This window comes from Streptomyces sp. NPDC002206, from assembly GCF_053593595.1.
The window spans coordinates 545,988-560,072 of sequence record NZ_JBSFCW010000002.1 but is presented as its reverse complement, the minus strand read 5'-3'; the positions used below and the strand labels follow the sequence as shown (position 1 = coordinate 560,072).

Annotated in this window: 12 protein-coding genes and 1 pseudogene; 2 read left to right on the top strand and 11 right to left on the bottom strand. The window is 70.7% G+C overall.

The window, feature by feature from the left end; translation table 11 throughout:
- Positions 1-9: 9 nt before the first annotated feature.
- From ACWCP8_RS07425 to ACWCP8_RS07415, 3 genes are read right to left on the bottom strand one after another with little or no spacing between them, the layout of a single operon-like run.
- Positions 10-1,962 carry an ABC transporter permease/substrate-binding protein gene (locus tag ACWCP8_RS07425; RefSeq protein ID WP_352263436.1) on the bottom strand — a complete coding sequence of 651 codons (1,953 nt, stop codon included), beginning with the start codon at positions 1,960-1,962 and terminating at the stop codon, positions 10-12.
- Entirely contained in the window at positions 1,952-3,496 is a 1,545-nt protein-coding gene (locus ACWCP8_RS07420; protein WP_352263434.1) for a sugar ABC transporter ATP-binding protein, read from the bottom strand. Before ACWCP8_RS07420 ends, ACWCP8_RS07425 begins: the two co-directional genes overlap by 11 nt.
- Entirely contained in the window at positions 3,493-4,509 is a 1,017-nt protein-coding gene (locus ACWCP8_RS07415; protein WP_352263433.1) for a LacI family DNA-binding transcriptional regulator, read from the bottom strand. The genes ACWCP8_RS07420 and ACWCP8_RS07415 overlap by 4 nt, the downstream gene beginning before the upstream one ends.
- Positions 4,510-4,781: 272 nt before the next feature.
- Here ACWCP8_RS07415 and ACWCP8_RS07410 point away from each other — a divergent pair, with 272 nt between their 5' ends.
- Positions 4,782-5,144 carry a DUF779 domain-containing protein gene (locus ACWCP8_RS07410; RefSeq protein ID WP_451114734.1) on the top strand — a complete coding sequence of 121 codons (363 nt, stop codon included), beginning with the start codon at positions 4,782-4,784 and terminating at the stop codon, positions 5,142-5,144.
- A 334-nt stretch (positions 5,145-5,478) separates the two neighbouring features.
- Here the strand turns inward: ACWCP8_RS07410 and ACWCP8_RS07405 are convergent, their stop codons facing one another.
- From ACWCP8_RS07405 to ACWCP8_RS07370, 8 genes and pseudogenes are all read right to left on the bottom strand, one after another.
- Positions 5,479-5,673, bottom strand: coding sequence for a hypothetical protein (locus ACWCP8_RS07405; protein WP_030924608.1), 195 nt, complete (start codon positions 5,671-5,673; stop codon positions 5,479-5,481).
- 134 nt (positions 5,674-5,807) lie between these two features.
- Positions 5,808-6,077: pseudogene (locus ACWCP8_RS07400) on the bottom strand (hypothetical protein); the annotation flags it as partial.
- 448 nt (positions 6,078-6,525) lie between these two features.
- On the bottom strand, positions 6,526-7,653 hold the full coding sequence (locus ACWCP8_RS07395; protein WP_352263431.1) for an acyl-CoA dehydrogenase family protein: 1,128 nt from the start codon (positions 7,651-7,653) through the stop codon (positions 6,526-6,528).
- Entirely contained in the window at positions 7,650-8,843 is a 1,194-nt protein-coding gene (locus ACWCP8_RS07390; protein WP_451114732.1) for an acyl-CoA dehydrogenase family protein, read from the bottom strand. The genes ACWCP8_RS07395 and ACWCP8_RS07390 overlap by 4 nt, the downstream gene beginning before the upstream one ends.
- Entirely contained in the window at positions 8,840-9,808 is a 969-nt protein-coding gene (locus ACWCP8_RS07385; RefSeq protein ID WP_352263428.1) for an NADPH:quinone oxidoreductase family protein, read from the bottom strand. The genes ACWCP8_RS07390 and ACWCP8_RS07385 overlap by 4 nt, the downstream gene beginning before the upstream one ends.
- A gap of 215 nt (positions 9,809-10,023) precedes the next feature.
- Positions 10,024-10,812 carry a discoidin domain-containing protein gene (locus tag ACWCP8_RS07380; protein ID WP_451114729.1) on the bottom strand — a complete coding sequence of 263 codons (789 nt, stop codon included), beginning with the start codon at positions 10,810-10,812 and terminating at the stop codon, positions 10,024-10,026.
- Positions 10,813-10,825: 13 nt separating this feature from the next.
- A complete protein-coding gene (locus tag ACWCP8_RS07375) occupies positions 10,826-11,254 on the bottom strand; it encodes a TIGR03668 family PPOX class F420-dependent oxidoreductase (protein WP_352263425.1) in 429 nt (142 codons plus the stop codon).
- A gap of 90 nt (positions 11,255-11,344) precedes the next feature.
- On the bottom strand, positions 11,345-12,169 hold the full coding sequence (locus ACWCP8_RS07370; protein ID WP_352263423.1) for an LLM class F420-dependent oxidoreductase: 825 nt from the start codon (positions 12,167-12,169) through the stop codon (positions 11,345-11,347).
- 486 nt (positions 12,170-12,655) lie between these two features.
- Between ACWCP8_RS07370 and ACWCP8_RS07365 the strand changes: the two genes are divergently transcribed.
- Positions 12,656-14,068, top strand: a complete 1,413-nt coding sequence (locus tag ACWCP8_RS07365) for an MBL fold metallo-hydrolase (protein WP_352263422.1) — start codon at positions 12,656-12,658, stop codon at positions 14,066-14,068.
- The last annotated feature ends 17 nt before the right edge of the window (positions 14,069-14,085 follow it).

Sequence of the window (14,085 nt, the reverse complement as noted above, 5' to 3'; positions counted from 1 at the left end):
TGGGACTGGTCAGGAGAAGTCGGCGACGTTCTTCTCCGTCACGACCTTCACCGGCACCTTGACCATGGTGTCGACCTGCTTGCCGCGCGCCGCCTCGACCGCGTTCTGCACGGCGATCTTCCCGAGTTCCTTCGGCTGCTGGGCGACCGAGGCGTACAGGGTGCCCGCGGCGACTGCCTTCAGACCGTCGGGGGTGCCGTCGAACCCGACGACGTCGACGGACTTGCCGGCCTTGCTGCCGAGCGCCTTGACCGCGCCGAGCGCCATCTCGTCGTTTTCGGCGAAGACACCGGTGATGCGCGGGTGTGACTGCAGCAGGTTGGTCATGACGTCCAGGCCCTTCGTGCGGTCGAAGTCCGCGGGCTGGGAGGCGACGACCTTGATCCCCGGGTAGGCCTTCAGGCCCTCGGTGAATCCCTTGCCGCGCTCGCGGCTGGCGGAGGTGCCCGCGGTGCCCTGGAGGACGACGATGTCGCCCTTGCCGCCGAGCTTGTCGGCCAGTGCCTTCGCGGCGAGCCTGCCGCCCGCGACGTTGTCGGAGGCGACGAGCGTCGCCGTGTCCGCCTTGTTGACGCCGCGGTCGGCGGCGACCACCGGGATGTCGGCCTTGTTGGCGGACCGCACCGCGGGTCCCACCGCGTCCGAGTCCACCGGATTTACGATGATCGACTGCATGCCTGCGCCGGTGAAGTTCTGCAGCTGGTTGGCCTGCTGCGACGCGTCGTTCTGCGCATCCGTCACGGTGAGGTCGATGCCCGCATCCTTCGCTTCGGCCTGCGCGCCCGCCTTCATCTGGACGAAGAAGGGGTTGTTGAGCGTGGAGAGCGACATGCCGACCTTGGTGGTCGTACCGGAGTTGCCGGAGTTGAAGAAGGACACGGCTGCGACGACGGCCGCCACGCACACCGCGGCGATCGCGATTTTCGCGGCTCCCTTGCCCCGGGGCCCGGTAGCACCGGACGAGGGCGCCGACGTCGTGGACCCACCGCCGGCCCGCCGGCGCACCGTGTCCAGCAGGACCGCGAGCGCGATCACGACACCGATGACGACCTGCTGCCAGAAGGCCGAGACGGACAGCAGGTTGAGGCCGTTGCGGAGCACGGCGAGTATCAGCGCGCCGATCAGGGTTCCGGAGGCCTTGCCGACGCCGCCCGCGAGGCTGGCGCCGCCGATGACGACCGCGGCGATCGCGTCCAGCTCGTAACCCTGCGCGGCCTGCGGCTGCGCGGAGGTCAGGCGGGAGGCGAGGACGATGCCCGCGACAGCGGCGAAGAGTCCGGACAGGGCGTAGATGACGAGCTTCTGCCGCTTGACGCGCAGGCCCGAGAGCCGGGCCGCTTCCTCGTTGCCGCCGATGGCGTACATCGAACGGCCGATGTACGTGCGCCCGAGGACCACTGCCGTCACCAGCCCCATCGCGACCATCACGAGGACGGGGACGGGCAGCCACCCGCCGAGCGTGTCGCCGAGCACCGAGACGGAGTCGGGGAAGGGGATCGGGCTGCCCTGCGAGATGACGAGGGACAGGCCGCGGCCGATCGAGAGCATCGCCAGCGTGGCGATGAACGACGGGAGTTTCCCGTACGAGACGAGGACGCCGTTGACGAGACCGCAGGCGATGCCCGTGGCCACGGCGAGGAGCACCGCGATCCACACGGGGACGCCCTCGGACGTCGCCATCCAGGCGAGTACGGTCGCCGAGAGCGCCGCCACCGAGCCGACGGACAGGTCGATACCTGCCGAGACGATGACGAAGGTCACGCCGAACGCGAGAATCGCCGTCACGGAGGCCTGCACACCCACATTCAGCAGGTTCTGAGTGGTGAGGAAGTCGCCGGAGAGCAGCGACATCGCCACTACCAGGACCACCAGGGCGCTCAGTGCGCCGTTGTCGAGCAGGATGCGGCGGAGCGCCGAGGCGCCACTTGCGCCCGTATTGCTCTTGAGCGTGTCAGTGGCCACGGGAGCCCTCCACTTCATCGTTCACATCTGGGGTGGTTGTTGCGGACGGGGCGCTGACGGCGAGCGCCATCACCGTGTCCTGAGTCGCTTCGTGCGCGGGCAGTTCGCCGGCGATCCGGCCCTGGGCCATGACGAGCACCCGGTCGCTCATGCCGAGGACTTCGGGAAGGTCGCTGGAGATCATCAGGACCGCGTGGCCGGAGGCCGTCAGTTGGTTGATGAGCTGATAGATCTCGACCTTCGCGCCGACGTCGATGCCTCGGGTCGGCTCGTCGAGGATCAGCACCCTGGTGTCGGCGAGCAGCCACTTCCCGATGACGACCTTCTGCTGGTTGCCGCCGGAGAGAGTGCGGACGTGCTGGCCGAGGCCTGCCATCCGTACGCCGAGCTCCTTGGCGATCCGGGCGGCGGCTGTGCGCTGCCCCTTGAGGTCCACGAGACCGCCGCGGCTGGCCGAACGCAGCGTGACCAGGCCGAGGTTCTCCTGCACCGAGGCGTCGAGCACGAGGCCCTGCCCCTTGCGGTCCTCGGGCACGAGCCCGATCCCGGCGCCCATGGCCGCGTTCACGTCGCCCTTGCCCAGCCGCTCGCCGCGCACCTCGACGCTCCCTGCGTCGTAGGGGTCGGCGCCGAAGACGGCGCGGACGACCTCGGTGCGGCCGGCGCCGACGAGTCCGGCGAGTCCGACGACTTCTCCGGCGTGCACGTCGAAGCTGATGTCGTGGAAGACGCCGCCGCGGGTCAGCCCGCGCACGGAGAGCAACGCTTCGCCCGTCTCCGGGCGTTCGCGCGGGTACTGCTGCTCGATGCTGCGCCCGACCATCAGCCGCACGAGCTCGTTCTCGGGGGTCGAGGCGGGCACCTGGTCGATGCTGCGGCCGTCGCGCAGCACGGTGACCCGGTCGCCGAGCGCCGCGATCTCCTCCAGGTGATGGGTGATGAAGACGATCCCCACGCCGTCCGTGCGCAGCTGCCGGACGATCCGGAAGAGCTTGTCCACCTCTTCGCTGGTCAGCACGGCGGTGGGCTCGTCCATGATCAGGACACGGGCGTCCAGGCTGAGCGCCTTGGCGATCTCCACCATCTGGAGCCGGGCGATGCCCAGTTCGCGCACCTTGGCCTTCGGTGAGACGCGCACGCCGACCCGGCGCAGGAGTTCCTCGGCGTCCGCCTCCATCTTCCTGCGGTCGATCATGCCGAAGCGCCGCGGCTGGCGGCCCAGGAAGATGTTCTCGGCGACGGTCAGCTCGGGCACCAGGTTGAATTCCTGGTAGATGGTGGCGATCCCGAGCCTTTCGGCGTCCTGGGCGCCGTGGACACGCACCTCGTTCCCGTCGACCAGGATCCGTCCGCTGTCCGGGCGGTAGGCACCGGAGAGCATCTTGATCAGCGTGCTCTTGCCCGCGCCGTTCTCACCGAGCAGGACATGCACCTCGCCGCGGCGCAGGTCGAAGTCGACGGAGTCGAGCGCGACCACGCCGGGAAAGGTCTTTCGTATTCCCTCGATGCGCAGCAACTCGTCCTGGTTGCTCACAGGTTGCTCCTCCGGTTCGAAGCGGGCTCGCCGCACGACCTGCGTACGACGAGATGGGCGGAAAGGGTGACGGACTGCGGGGGCCGGCCCTCGATGACGTCGACCAGCGCCCGTACGGCGGCTCGGCCGAGGTCTCCGGTCGGCTGGGCGATCGCCGTGATCGGCGGATCGGTGTGGACGAACCACGGGATGTCGTCGAACGCGGCGAGCGCGATGTCCTGTGGAACCCGCAGCCCGCGCGCACGGATCGCGTCCAGGGCGCCGAGGGCCATCAGGTTGTCGGCGGCGAAGACCGCGTCGGGCGGCTCGGGCAGGGCCAGGAACCGCTCGGTGGAACGGCGTCCGCTGTCCGCCTGGAAGTCGCCCTGACCGATGTAGGCATCGGGCAGCGGAAGCCCGTGCTGACGCAAGGCGTCGCGGAAGGCCTCGACGCGCTCGCTGCCGGTGGTGGTGGCAGCCGGGCCGGCGATGATTGCCAGCCGGCGGTGGCCGAGGCGGTGCAGATGGGCGACGAGGTCCCGCACGGCGGGACATCCGTCGGCGCGCACCACCGGCACGTCCACCCCGGGAATCCAGCGGTCCACGAAGACCATGGGGGTGCCGCCGCGCGCGGCGTCGAGTATCTGCGGGGAGCCGCCGTCGGTGGGCGAGACGAGGAGCCCGTCGATCCGGCGGTCGAGGAGCGTACGGATGTGGTGGTCCTGCAGCTCGGGCCGCTCGTCGGCGTTTCCGATGATGACGCTGTACCCGAGGGCGCGCGCCGCTTCCTCGACGGAGCGGGCCAGCGCGGTGAAGTACGGGTTGAGTACGTCGCTGATGATCAGCCCGAGGGTGCGCGTCTGGTCGGTGCGCAGCGATCGGGCGACGGCGTTGGGCCGGTAGCCGAGCGCGTCGACAGCAGCGAGGACGCGGGCCCTCGCGTCGGGGCTGACGGACGGATGACTGTTGAGGACTCGCGACACCGTGGCGACGGACACGCCCGCCTCGGCTGCGACATCTTTGATGCTCGCCACTGCCGGACCACCTCCTTGTGGTTTCCGTGAGCACGGATCCAGAGGGCGGCGCGGTCGGCACCGAAGCCCGTGGAAACGATTACACGAACGATTGGAAACGATTACATGCCCTCGAAGCAAGACCCCCCCGCCACAGCGAGACATAACCGTGATGAAGCGATGCTCATATGAGCGCGACCCGCAGGGCTCACGGTTCGCGTGCAACCTCCACGCAACGTCGTACGGGGTTACCTGGAGCCATCGCATCGGATCGGACAGCGAAAGGTCGACACGTGATCCCCTCGGACGCACCGCTCGTGGAGCTCACCCCCGCAGCCGCCGATCTGGTGCGGCGGCTGCGCGAGGCCCACGGGCCGCTGATGTTCCACCAGTCCGGCGGCTGCTGCGACGGCAGTGCGCCGATGTGCTACCAGGACGGCGAGTTCCGTACCGGCAACTCCGACGTGCTGCTCGCCTCGCTCACCGTCGACGGGATCGCGGAGCGCGTCCCCTTCTGGATGTCGAAGAGCCAGCACGAGGTGTGGGCGCACACCCGGCTGATCGTCGACGTGGTGGCGGGGCGCGGCAGCGGGTTCTCGCTGGAGGCACCGGAGGGGGTCCGGTTCCTGATCCGGTCGCGCCTCGTCGGCACCTGATCCGCGCAGGCCGCACCCCCGACCCTGTACGTCAATGGGTGTCGCGCGCCGCCCCGATGCCGTTGAAACACGCCGACGCAGGCCGCGCCATCGGGACCGATGGTGATCGGCGCCCAGTTGTTCCTGTACGAGGGGCCCGTGCCCGTCAGCCTGCGTCGGCGGCGTTCGCCGGTGCGGAAGTCGACCGCGCCGAGGTGTCAGGTTCCGCCGTCACCGAAGAGGTCGGTTTGCGTACGGGGTCGCACCGCCGCCAGACGCCGGAGCGACCACCTTGAGGTGCCCGCGGAAGTTCCCTGTGTTTCATGACCGCTTCACGGCGGCACAACGAGTCCGATCAGGGCTTGAGACTGCTGACGACGTCGGCCGTGGCCGTCAGTCCCTCCTGAATGCTCGGCGCCATACTCGTCCCCGCCAGGAAGAATCCGAGCAGCGCGCAGACGATCGCATGCGAGAGCTTCAGTCCGCCGTTGCGGAGGAAGATCACCGCAAGGACCAGCAGTAACAGCACCAGTGAGATCGAAATGGCCATGGCCAACCTCCTCCGCCGCGCCGGAATGCGGCATTCGGCCGCCAGTGTGGCGTAACGAAGGGGCCATCCGGCGGACTGGCGTGTCCGCCATCCGGGTGTTGACTGACTGTCACCGCAGTAGGCAGTACGGCCCGTCAGGCGCCGTCCCGGGTACCGCTGTTCTTCGCACGTAGGAAGAGCTCGAGCCCGGCCAGGTCGTCCGTGTTGAGATGGTCGACCCCTGCTGCCGGCAGTTCGGTCCAGACGGCGTCGCGCTCGGGTCCCGCGACGTCGGACGTCGCCCAGAAGCGGACGCGCTGCCCTGCGCGGCGAGCGGCGCCGACGAGGGCGCGGAGCCTGTCCCGTTCGGCGGCGGGGAACGGGCCCGTGCCCAGCCGGCCGAAGCTCTCGGTGCAGTTGAGGGAACCCGCCCACCCACCACGGACCGGCCCCCCGGAGGGCCGTCGCCGAGCGGGAAGCGAACGCGGGGGACCAGTGCATCCAACACCGTTCGGGATGCGCCCAGTACGCAGCAGTGAGCCCAGGACTCGCTTGTGCGCACTGGTTAGGAACGGTGACCGCGCCTGCGCGTACCCGGCCGTCGTGGTACGAGGTCAGCATCCGGCGGTACCGCTGCAGTTGCCGGTCGAGATCCAGGTAGGCGTCGGCGCCGTCCGTCTTGATGTCGATGAGCAAGTGCACGGGTTCGCGGTAGCCGGCGTACACCGTGCAGTGGTTGGCCCTGACTGGGGCACGGCCTCCCTCCGGTCGGGGTCATGTTCTGCACCGTCCGATCGCCCGGAACGACGAACGGGGCGGGGATACACAACCCGTATCCCCGCCCCTCATCCCGCCGCCGTGGGCGCAGTTCCGTTACGGCGCGGGCAGTTCCATCAGTTCGGCGATCGCCTCGCGGTGGCTTCCGGCCGTGCCGTACGCGATCGCGTCGGCCTTGGCCCGCTTCAGATACAGGTGCGCGGGGTGCTCCCACGTCATGCCGATGCCGCCGTGCAGCTGGATGCACTCCTCCGCGGCGTGGACCGCGACCTTGGAGCAGTACGCCTGTGCCACGGCCACCGCGAGCGGCGTGTCGGGACTGCCGGTCGCGAGGGCGTCCGCGGCGTTTCGCGCGGCGGCGCGGGCCGAGACGACCTCCAGCCAGAGCTGCGCCATCCGGTGCTTGAGCGCCTGGAACGAGCCGATGGGCCGGTTGAACTGATGCCGTTCGCGGGTGTACCTGACCGTCTCGGTCAGGCACCACTCGGCGAGGCCGAGCTGCTCGGAGGCGAGCAGTCCGGCACCGGCGAGCAGCCCGCGGCGTACGGCGGGGCGTGCCGCTTCCGCGTCGGCGAGGCGGGTTCCGGTGGCGGCGGTGAGGGTGACGGTGGCAAGCGGGCGGGTCCGGTCGAGCGGGACGAGCGGCTCGACGGTGACGCCGGGCGCATCCGCCTCGACCGCGTACAGGCCGCCGGTGGTCGGCACCAGCAGTACATCGGCTGCGGCCGCGTCGGCGACCGCGGTGACGGTGCCGTCCAGGGTGCCGGTCACGGCCTCGGCCGCCGCGTTGTTCTCCGGCGTCGCGGGGAACGGCATGGCGAGGACCGCGACCTTGCGTCCTGCGGCCAGCTCGCCGAGGAGTTCGGCGACCGGCCCGTCCTCGCTCCCCAGGGCGAGGAGCGTCTCGGTCGCGACGACCGCGCTGGTCAAATAGGGGGCGGGGGCCACGCTGCGGCCCAGTTCCTCCAGGACCACCGCAGCCTCGCGATGGCTCGCGCCCTGGCCGCCGAGCTTCTCCGGCACGAGCAGCCCGGCGGCGCCGATGCCGGTGCCGAGAGCCTTCCACAGCTGCGGGTCGTACGGCGTGTCGGACTCGATGCGGGCGATCACCGTCGGCGCGTCGGACCGGTCGGCGAGCAACGACCGCACGGCGGCCCGCAGGTCGTCCTCGGCCTCCGAGTACAGCAGATCGGGCGCCACGGTCTCTTCGGTCTGTGCTGTCATCGGGACAGGTCCTTCCAGGCGACGTCCTTGTCGTTGCGCGGCTCGGCGGGCAGCCCGAGGACGCGTTCGGCGACGATGTTCAGCAGAACCTCACTCGTGCCGCCCTCGATCGAGTTGCCCTTGGACCGCAGATAGCGGTAGCCCGCATCGCGTCCGGTGAAGTCGACCATGTCCGGCCGGCGCATCGTCCAGTCGCTGTACAACAGCCCCTCTTCGCCGAGGAGTTCGACCTCCAGTCCGCTGATCTCCTGGTTGAGGCGGGCGAAGGCGAGTTTCATGCCGGAGCCTTCGGGGCCCGGCTGCCCGGCGACGAGCTGCTGGCGCAACCGTTCGCCGGCCAGCCTGGCGACCTCGGCCTCGACCCAGAGGGTGAGCAGTCGCTGGTGGAGATCGTGGGTGCGCAGTTCGGGACGTTCGCGCCAGGTCCTGGCAACCGGGCCGATCATGCCGCCCTCGCGCGGGATCCGGGATCCGCCGATCGAGACGCGCTCGTTCATCAGGGTGGTCTGGGCGACCTTCCAGCCGGCACCGACCGGGCCGAGCCGCCGGCTGTCGGGGATGCATACGCCGGTGAGGAAGACCTCGTTGAACTCGGCCTCGCCGGTGATCTGACGCAGCGGCCGTACCTCGACACCCGGGTCGGTCATGTCGCAGATGAAGTAGCTGATGCCGCGGTGCTTGGGCAGGTCCGGGTCGGTTCGGGCAATGAGGATCGCCCAGCGGGCCACATGGGCGCTGGACGTCCAGACCTTCTGGCCGTCGACGATCCAGTCCCCGTCGGCCTCTTCGCGCACGGCGCGGGTGCCGAGCGCGGCCAGGTCGGATCCGGCGCCTGGCTCGCTGAAGAGCTGGCACCACACCTCCTCGCCGACCCACAGGGGGCGCAGGAAGCGCTGCTTCTGCTCGTCGGTGCCGAAGCCGAGGATTGTGGGGGCGGCCATGCCGAGGCCGATACCGATGCGGCGCGGGTCGTTGTCGGGGGCGCCCGCTGCGGCGAGTTCGGCGTCGACGACCGGCTGCAGGGAGCGCGGTGCGTCGAGTCCGCCCAGCCCGGCCGGATAGTGCACCCAGGCGAGGCCGGCGTCGAAGCGGGCCCTCAGGAACTCCGTGCGCCCGGTGGTGGCCGGGGGGTGTGCGGCGAGCAGCTCCCGGGTGCGGCGGCGGAGTTCGGCCGCGTCGATGGTCGTCATCGGGCGGCTCCTGCCGGAAGGACGACGATACGGCCGGTGCTCGTGCCGTCGGCGACACGCTGGACGGCACCCGCCGCCCCGTCCATCGCGACACGCTCGCTGATCAGCGGCTTGATGACACCGCGCGCCGCGAGCGCGGTGAGCTCCTGGTGACAGGCGCGGACCGCGGCCGGGTCCTTGGTGTTGTACAGACCCCAGTGGAGCCCGACGATCGAGTAGTTCTTGACGAGTGCGTGGTTGAGCGCAGGGGTGGGGATGACGCCGCTCGCGAAGCCGACGACGATCACCCGGCCCTCGAAGGCGATGCACTTCACCGACTTGGCGTACGCGTCGCCGCCGACCGGGTCGTACACGACATCGGCGCCGCGCCCGCCGGTGGCTTCCTTGACCGCCGCGACAATGTCCTCGGCGCGGCGGTCGATGACCAGGTCGCAGCCGAGCTCGTGGGCGATCTTGGCCTTCTCGGGGCCTCCGACGACACCGATGACCTTGGCCCCGGCGGCCTTGCCGAGCTGGACGGCCGCGCTGCCGACACCGCCCGCCGCGGCGTGTACGAGGAGGGTCTCGCCCGCCTGGAGGTGCGCCCTGCGGTGCAGTCCGAACCAGCCCGTCTGGTAGCCGATGTGCAGAGCGGCCGCTTCGGCGTCGTCCAGGGCGTCCGGGGCCGGCAACAGAGCCGCCTCGTCCGCGACGACGTAGTCGGCGAAGCCGCCGTTCGGCAGGGCAGGGGTGGCGAGGACCCGGCGCCCGTCCGGCGTCTCGCCGCAGATCTCGACTCCCGGGGTGAACGGCAGGGGCGGCCGCACCTGGTACTGGCCGCGGCAGAGCAGCGCGTCCGGGAAGTTGATGTTCGCGGCGAGCACCTTGAGGAGCACCTGCCCGTCGCCGGGCGTGGGCCGGTCCGTCTCCTCGAGCCGCATCACCTCGCTCGGCTCGCCGTTCCGGTGCACTCGCCATGCCTGCATGAGGGGCCTCCACAACACTGTCGGCGTTACCACTGCTCCGGCGCATACTAAGCGGTCGCTTGCCCGACTGGGAACAGCCTGCCCGGACCGATTCGGCCGGGCCGGGACATCACTGCGCGCCCGGCACACCCCGAGAGGTCAGGGGATGCCGGGCGCGCGGCCGGTCGGAGCAGATCCGGCCGGTGTCGAGGGCCGCTCCGACGGCCCCTACCGGTTCAGCCGACCACCAACTCGGCGATCTGCGGCGCCGCCGACCCGGCGCGCCAGGCGAGACGTACCGCATCGGCTGTGCGACCGGTCGTGTTCACCCTGGTGTACGGACCGTCGAGCTCACCGACCGTGTGCCAGGTTCCGTCGGCGCCCCGCAGCTGGATGTCGGCGAGGGCGTCCGACCCGGCCGGCTGCAGGACGGTGACGGACTCGACGGAGCGCGCGGAGCCGAGCCCCAGCTCCAGCGCCTCACCGGCCTCCGGCGCGCGCGTCGCCCGGTAGACAGTGCCCGGGTCGCCGTCGGCCGCCGAGCGCAGGGCGGATCCGGTGGCGGCGGGCGGTCCGCCGGCCACCGCACCGTCCTTCAGCTCGACGGCGAACTCACGCACGACAAGCCAGTTCGTCTGGCCCGCGCTCGCCCGCACATAGCGGGCCTTCGTACCGGCGGGGGCGGTCGCGGTGACGTCCGGCTTTCCGGAGAACGTGGTGAGCTGCTGCCAGCTCTGCCCGTCGACGGAGTGCTCCAGCACGCCGTCGTGGAGGTAGTCGCCGGTGCTGCCGGGCTTGGCCATGGCGAGGGTGATGTCGCCGATCTCCCGTGCCCGGCCCAGGTCGACGGTGACCTGATCACCGGCGGCGGGGGCCCCGTCGCTCCAGAAGTATGTCGAGTCGTCACCGTCGAGCATCCGGGCGGCGGTGTTGGGCCTCCCGGACGTGCCGGTCAGCAGCAGGGTGACACGTTCCCGTCTCCCGCAGAGGAGTTGTCGCCGAACGCCTGCCGGGCGGCGGACCACGTGCGTGACCGAGTCACGACGCGCGCCAGCCGCTCCACCGCAGGACCGAGACTTCGACCACCGGTCCGTCTGGAGGACGGTCGGCGTACTGCTGGTATTTCGCCGTGAGCAGTCCGACGCAGCGGGCGGCCTCGGGGAAGCCGTCCGGTGACGGGAGCACTCGCGCCTCGCCATCGGCCCGCACCCACCACAGTCGGTCCCAGTCCTCCTCGTAGTGGTCGGCGAGCAGACAGACCGACGGGTTGGCGGCGATGTTGGCCAGGCGTTTCAGCCGCACGGTCCGTTTCGGTTTGTGGTCCACGGCCAGCATCACCGTGTCGCCGTCCAGGGCGAACACCACCGGCACCAGGTGCGGGCGGGAGGCCGCGTCGATCGTCGCGAGGTGGGCGATGCGCGCCGCGGCGAACCTCTCCCGGGCCTCAGCACTCGTCAGAGCGGGCATCACACCCCTTACGACAGTTGCGGCAATCACGGCGGACGGTCGGGGATTTCCGGATCGGTCCACATCCCGAGGCGCGTCGCCTCCGGCGTCTCAGCGGTACCGGGCAGCCACTTCGGCCAGCCGGTCGAGGTACTCCAGCGTCTCCCGTTCAGGCATCGTCGGCAGATAGAGCAGCAGCCGTTCGACGCCCAGACCGATGTACCCCTCGATCTGACCGGGATCGTCGGGAGCCGCGTACACCGTCACCGGCACCTCTCGTTCGGCAAGTGCGCGCAGCCGCTCGATCCGTGGACCGAGCTCCTGCGGTGACGCACTGTTGGCCAGCCACGCGTCTCCGAGCTGCGACACCCGCGGGAACGCATTCTCGCCGCCGCCGACGTAGATCGGCGGATGGGGGCTCTGTGCGGGTTTGGGCCATGCGAAGACGGGATCGAAGTTCACGAACTCACCGTGGAACTCGGCTCTCTCCGAGGTCCACAGCTCCCGCATGGCACGCAACCGCTCGTCGGTGAGCCGGCCACGGGTCGAGGGATCCGTGCCGTGGTTCCGCATCTCCTCACGGTTCCAGCCGACACCGATACCGAAGATCACACGGCCCCCGGAGATCACATCGAGCGAAGCGACTTCCTTCGCCGTGATGATCGGGTCCCGCTGCGGGATCAGCGCGATGCCGGTGCCCAGCAACAGCCGCTCGGTCACCACGCCGATCGCGGTCAGGGCCACGAAGGGGTCCAGGGTGCGGTAGTACATCTCCGGCAGTTCACCACCGCCCGGGTAGGGCGTCTGACGGTCGGCCGGGATATGGCTGTGCTCGGCGATGAACAACGACTCGAAGGAGCGTTCTTCGAGCGCGGTCCCGAGTGAGGCCGGGGCGATGCCCTGGTCGGTGATGAAGGTCGATACCCCGAATTTCACGGTGGCTCCGTCGAGGATTGAGTACGGGAAGGGACGGGTGGCACAGATCTGTTGACTACCCGCCCGCGGCGTTCCCGCTCCCATAACCACCCGGGAGAACCATCGCGGAGCAGCGTTCCCGGCTCCGCGACCGCATGAACGCCTCGTGGGTTCGCTGCGCTCGAAGAGCTCGAACGCGCACGCGCGATGCGTCGGCAGTGACTGCACGGAACGCCCTGGGTCCGCGACACGAAGTGCCCCACGACCGCGGAGCACGCCCGCTGATCCTGCTCGCGCAGCGGTACGCGCACCCCCGGCCCGGCGCGTCGGTAGCCGCCTCGCCACGGGTGGCGAGCGCGTGGGCGACCTCGCGCCCGGCGGCGCCGGGTCCGCGACGGCCCCGTCGTTCCGCACGTCACACCGGAGCCAGAAATACCCCCCGGGGTATAGATGCTAATCTCGGTGAGAGATACCCCCCGGGGTAACCCGTACGGAAGGAATCACGCCGTGTTCTTCGTCGACACCATGGAGACCGCCGGCCTCGGCAACCGCAGCTATCTGGCTGGCGGGCGGCACTCCGCCCTGGTGGTGGACCCGCCCCGCGACATCGACCGGGTCATCGCCGCAGCGGCACGACGCGGCGTGCGGATCGCCCTGGTCGTGGAGACGCATCTGCACAACGACTACGTGACCGGCGGCCTGGAGCTGGCGCGTGTCACCGGGGCCGCATACCTGGTGCCCGCCGCCGCGCCGGTCTCGTTCGACCGGGTGCCGGTCGCCGACGGGGACACCGCCCCGGTCGACGAGGGCCTGACGCTGCGCGCGATGGCCACTCCCGGGCACACTCCGCACCACACCTCGTACGTGCTGGAGGAGGACGGCCGCCCGGTGGCCGCCTTCACCGGCGGTTCGCTGCTGATCGGCAGCGTGGGCCGGCCCGACCTGGTGGAGCCCCGGCTCACCGCCGTGCTGGCCCGCGCCCAGCACGCCTCCGCGCACCGCCTCGCCGACGAGCTCGACGACGCCGTGCCCGTGTTGCCGACCCACGGCTTCGGCAGCTTCTGTTCCTCCGCGCAGGCCGACGGGGACACCACGACGATCGGTGCCGAGCGAGCCCGCAACGACGCGCTCGTCAAGGATGTGGACACATTCGTCGCCGAGCTGCTCGCCGGGCTGGACGACGTCCCCGCCTACTACGCGCACATGGGCCCGGCCAACGCCGCAGGTCCCGACCCGGTCGATCTGACCCCACCCGCCCGGGCCGACGCCGAGCAGATCGCGCGGCGGCTGGCCGCAGGTGAGTGGGTGGTGGATCTGCGCAGCAGGGTGGCGTTCGCCGAGGGGCATGTCGCCGGTTCGTTCAACTTCGAGGGCGAGGGCCAGCTCGCCACATATCTGGCGTGGCTGATCCCCTGGGGCAGACCGGTCACCCTGCTGGCGAACAGCGCCGACGACGTCGCGCACGCCCAGCGCGAGCTGGCCCGGGTGGGCATCGGCCGCCCGGTGGCCGTTGCGACCGGCGACCCGCAGACCTGGGTCCGCACCACGGACGAGCTGCGCTCGTTCCGCAGGTCGGACTTCGCGGGCCTGGCCGCGGCACGCGAGCGTGGCGAGCAGCCGGTGATTCTCGATGTCCGCAGGGACTCCGAACGCCGGGCCGGAGCTGTCGCCGGGTCGGTGCACATCCCGGTGCACGAGCTGCCCAAGCGGCTGCACGACGTGCCGGGCGGCAAGGTGTGGGTGCACTGCGCGGGCGGGATGCGGGCGGCGATCGCGGCGTCGTTGCTGGACGCCGCCGGCCGTGAGGTCGTGGCCGTCGACGACGGGTTCGCCGCTGCCGAGGCCGCCGGTCTGACGATCGCGGCTCCGGCAGCCGGCGCACCCGAGAGGACGACCGGCACCGCACCGGCCGCCGCCTGACCGTCGGACTTCCCCGT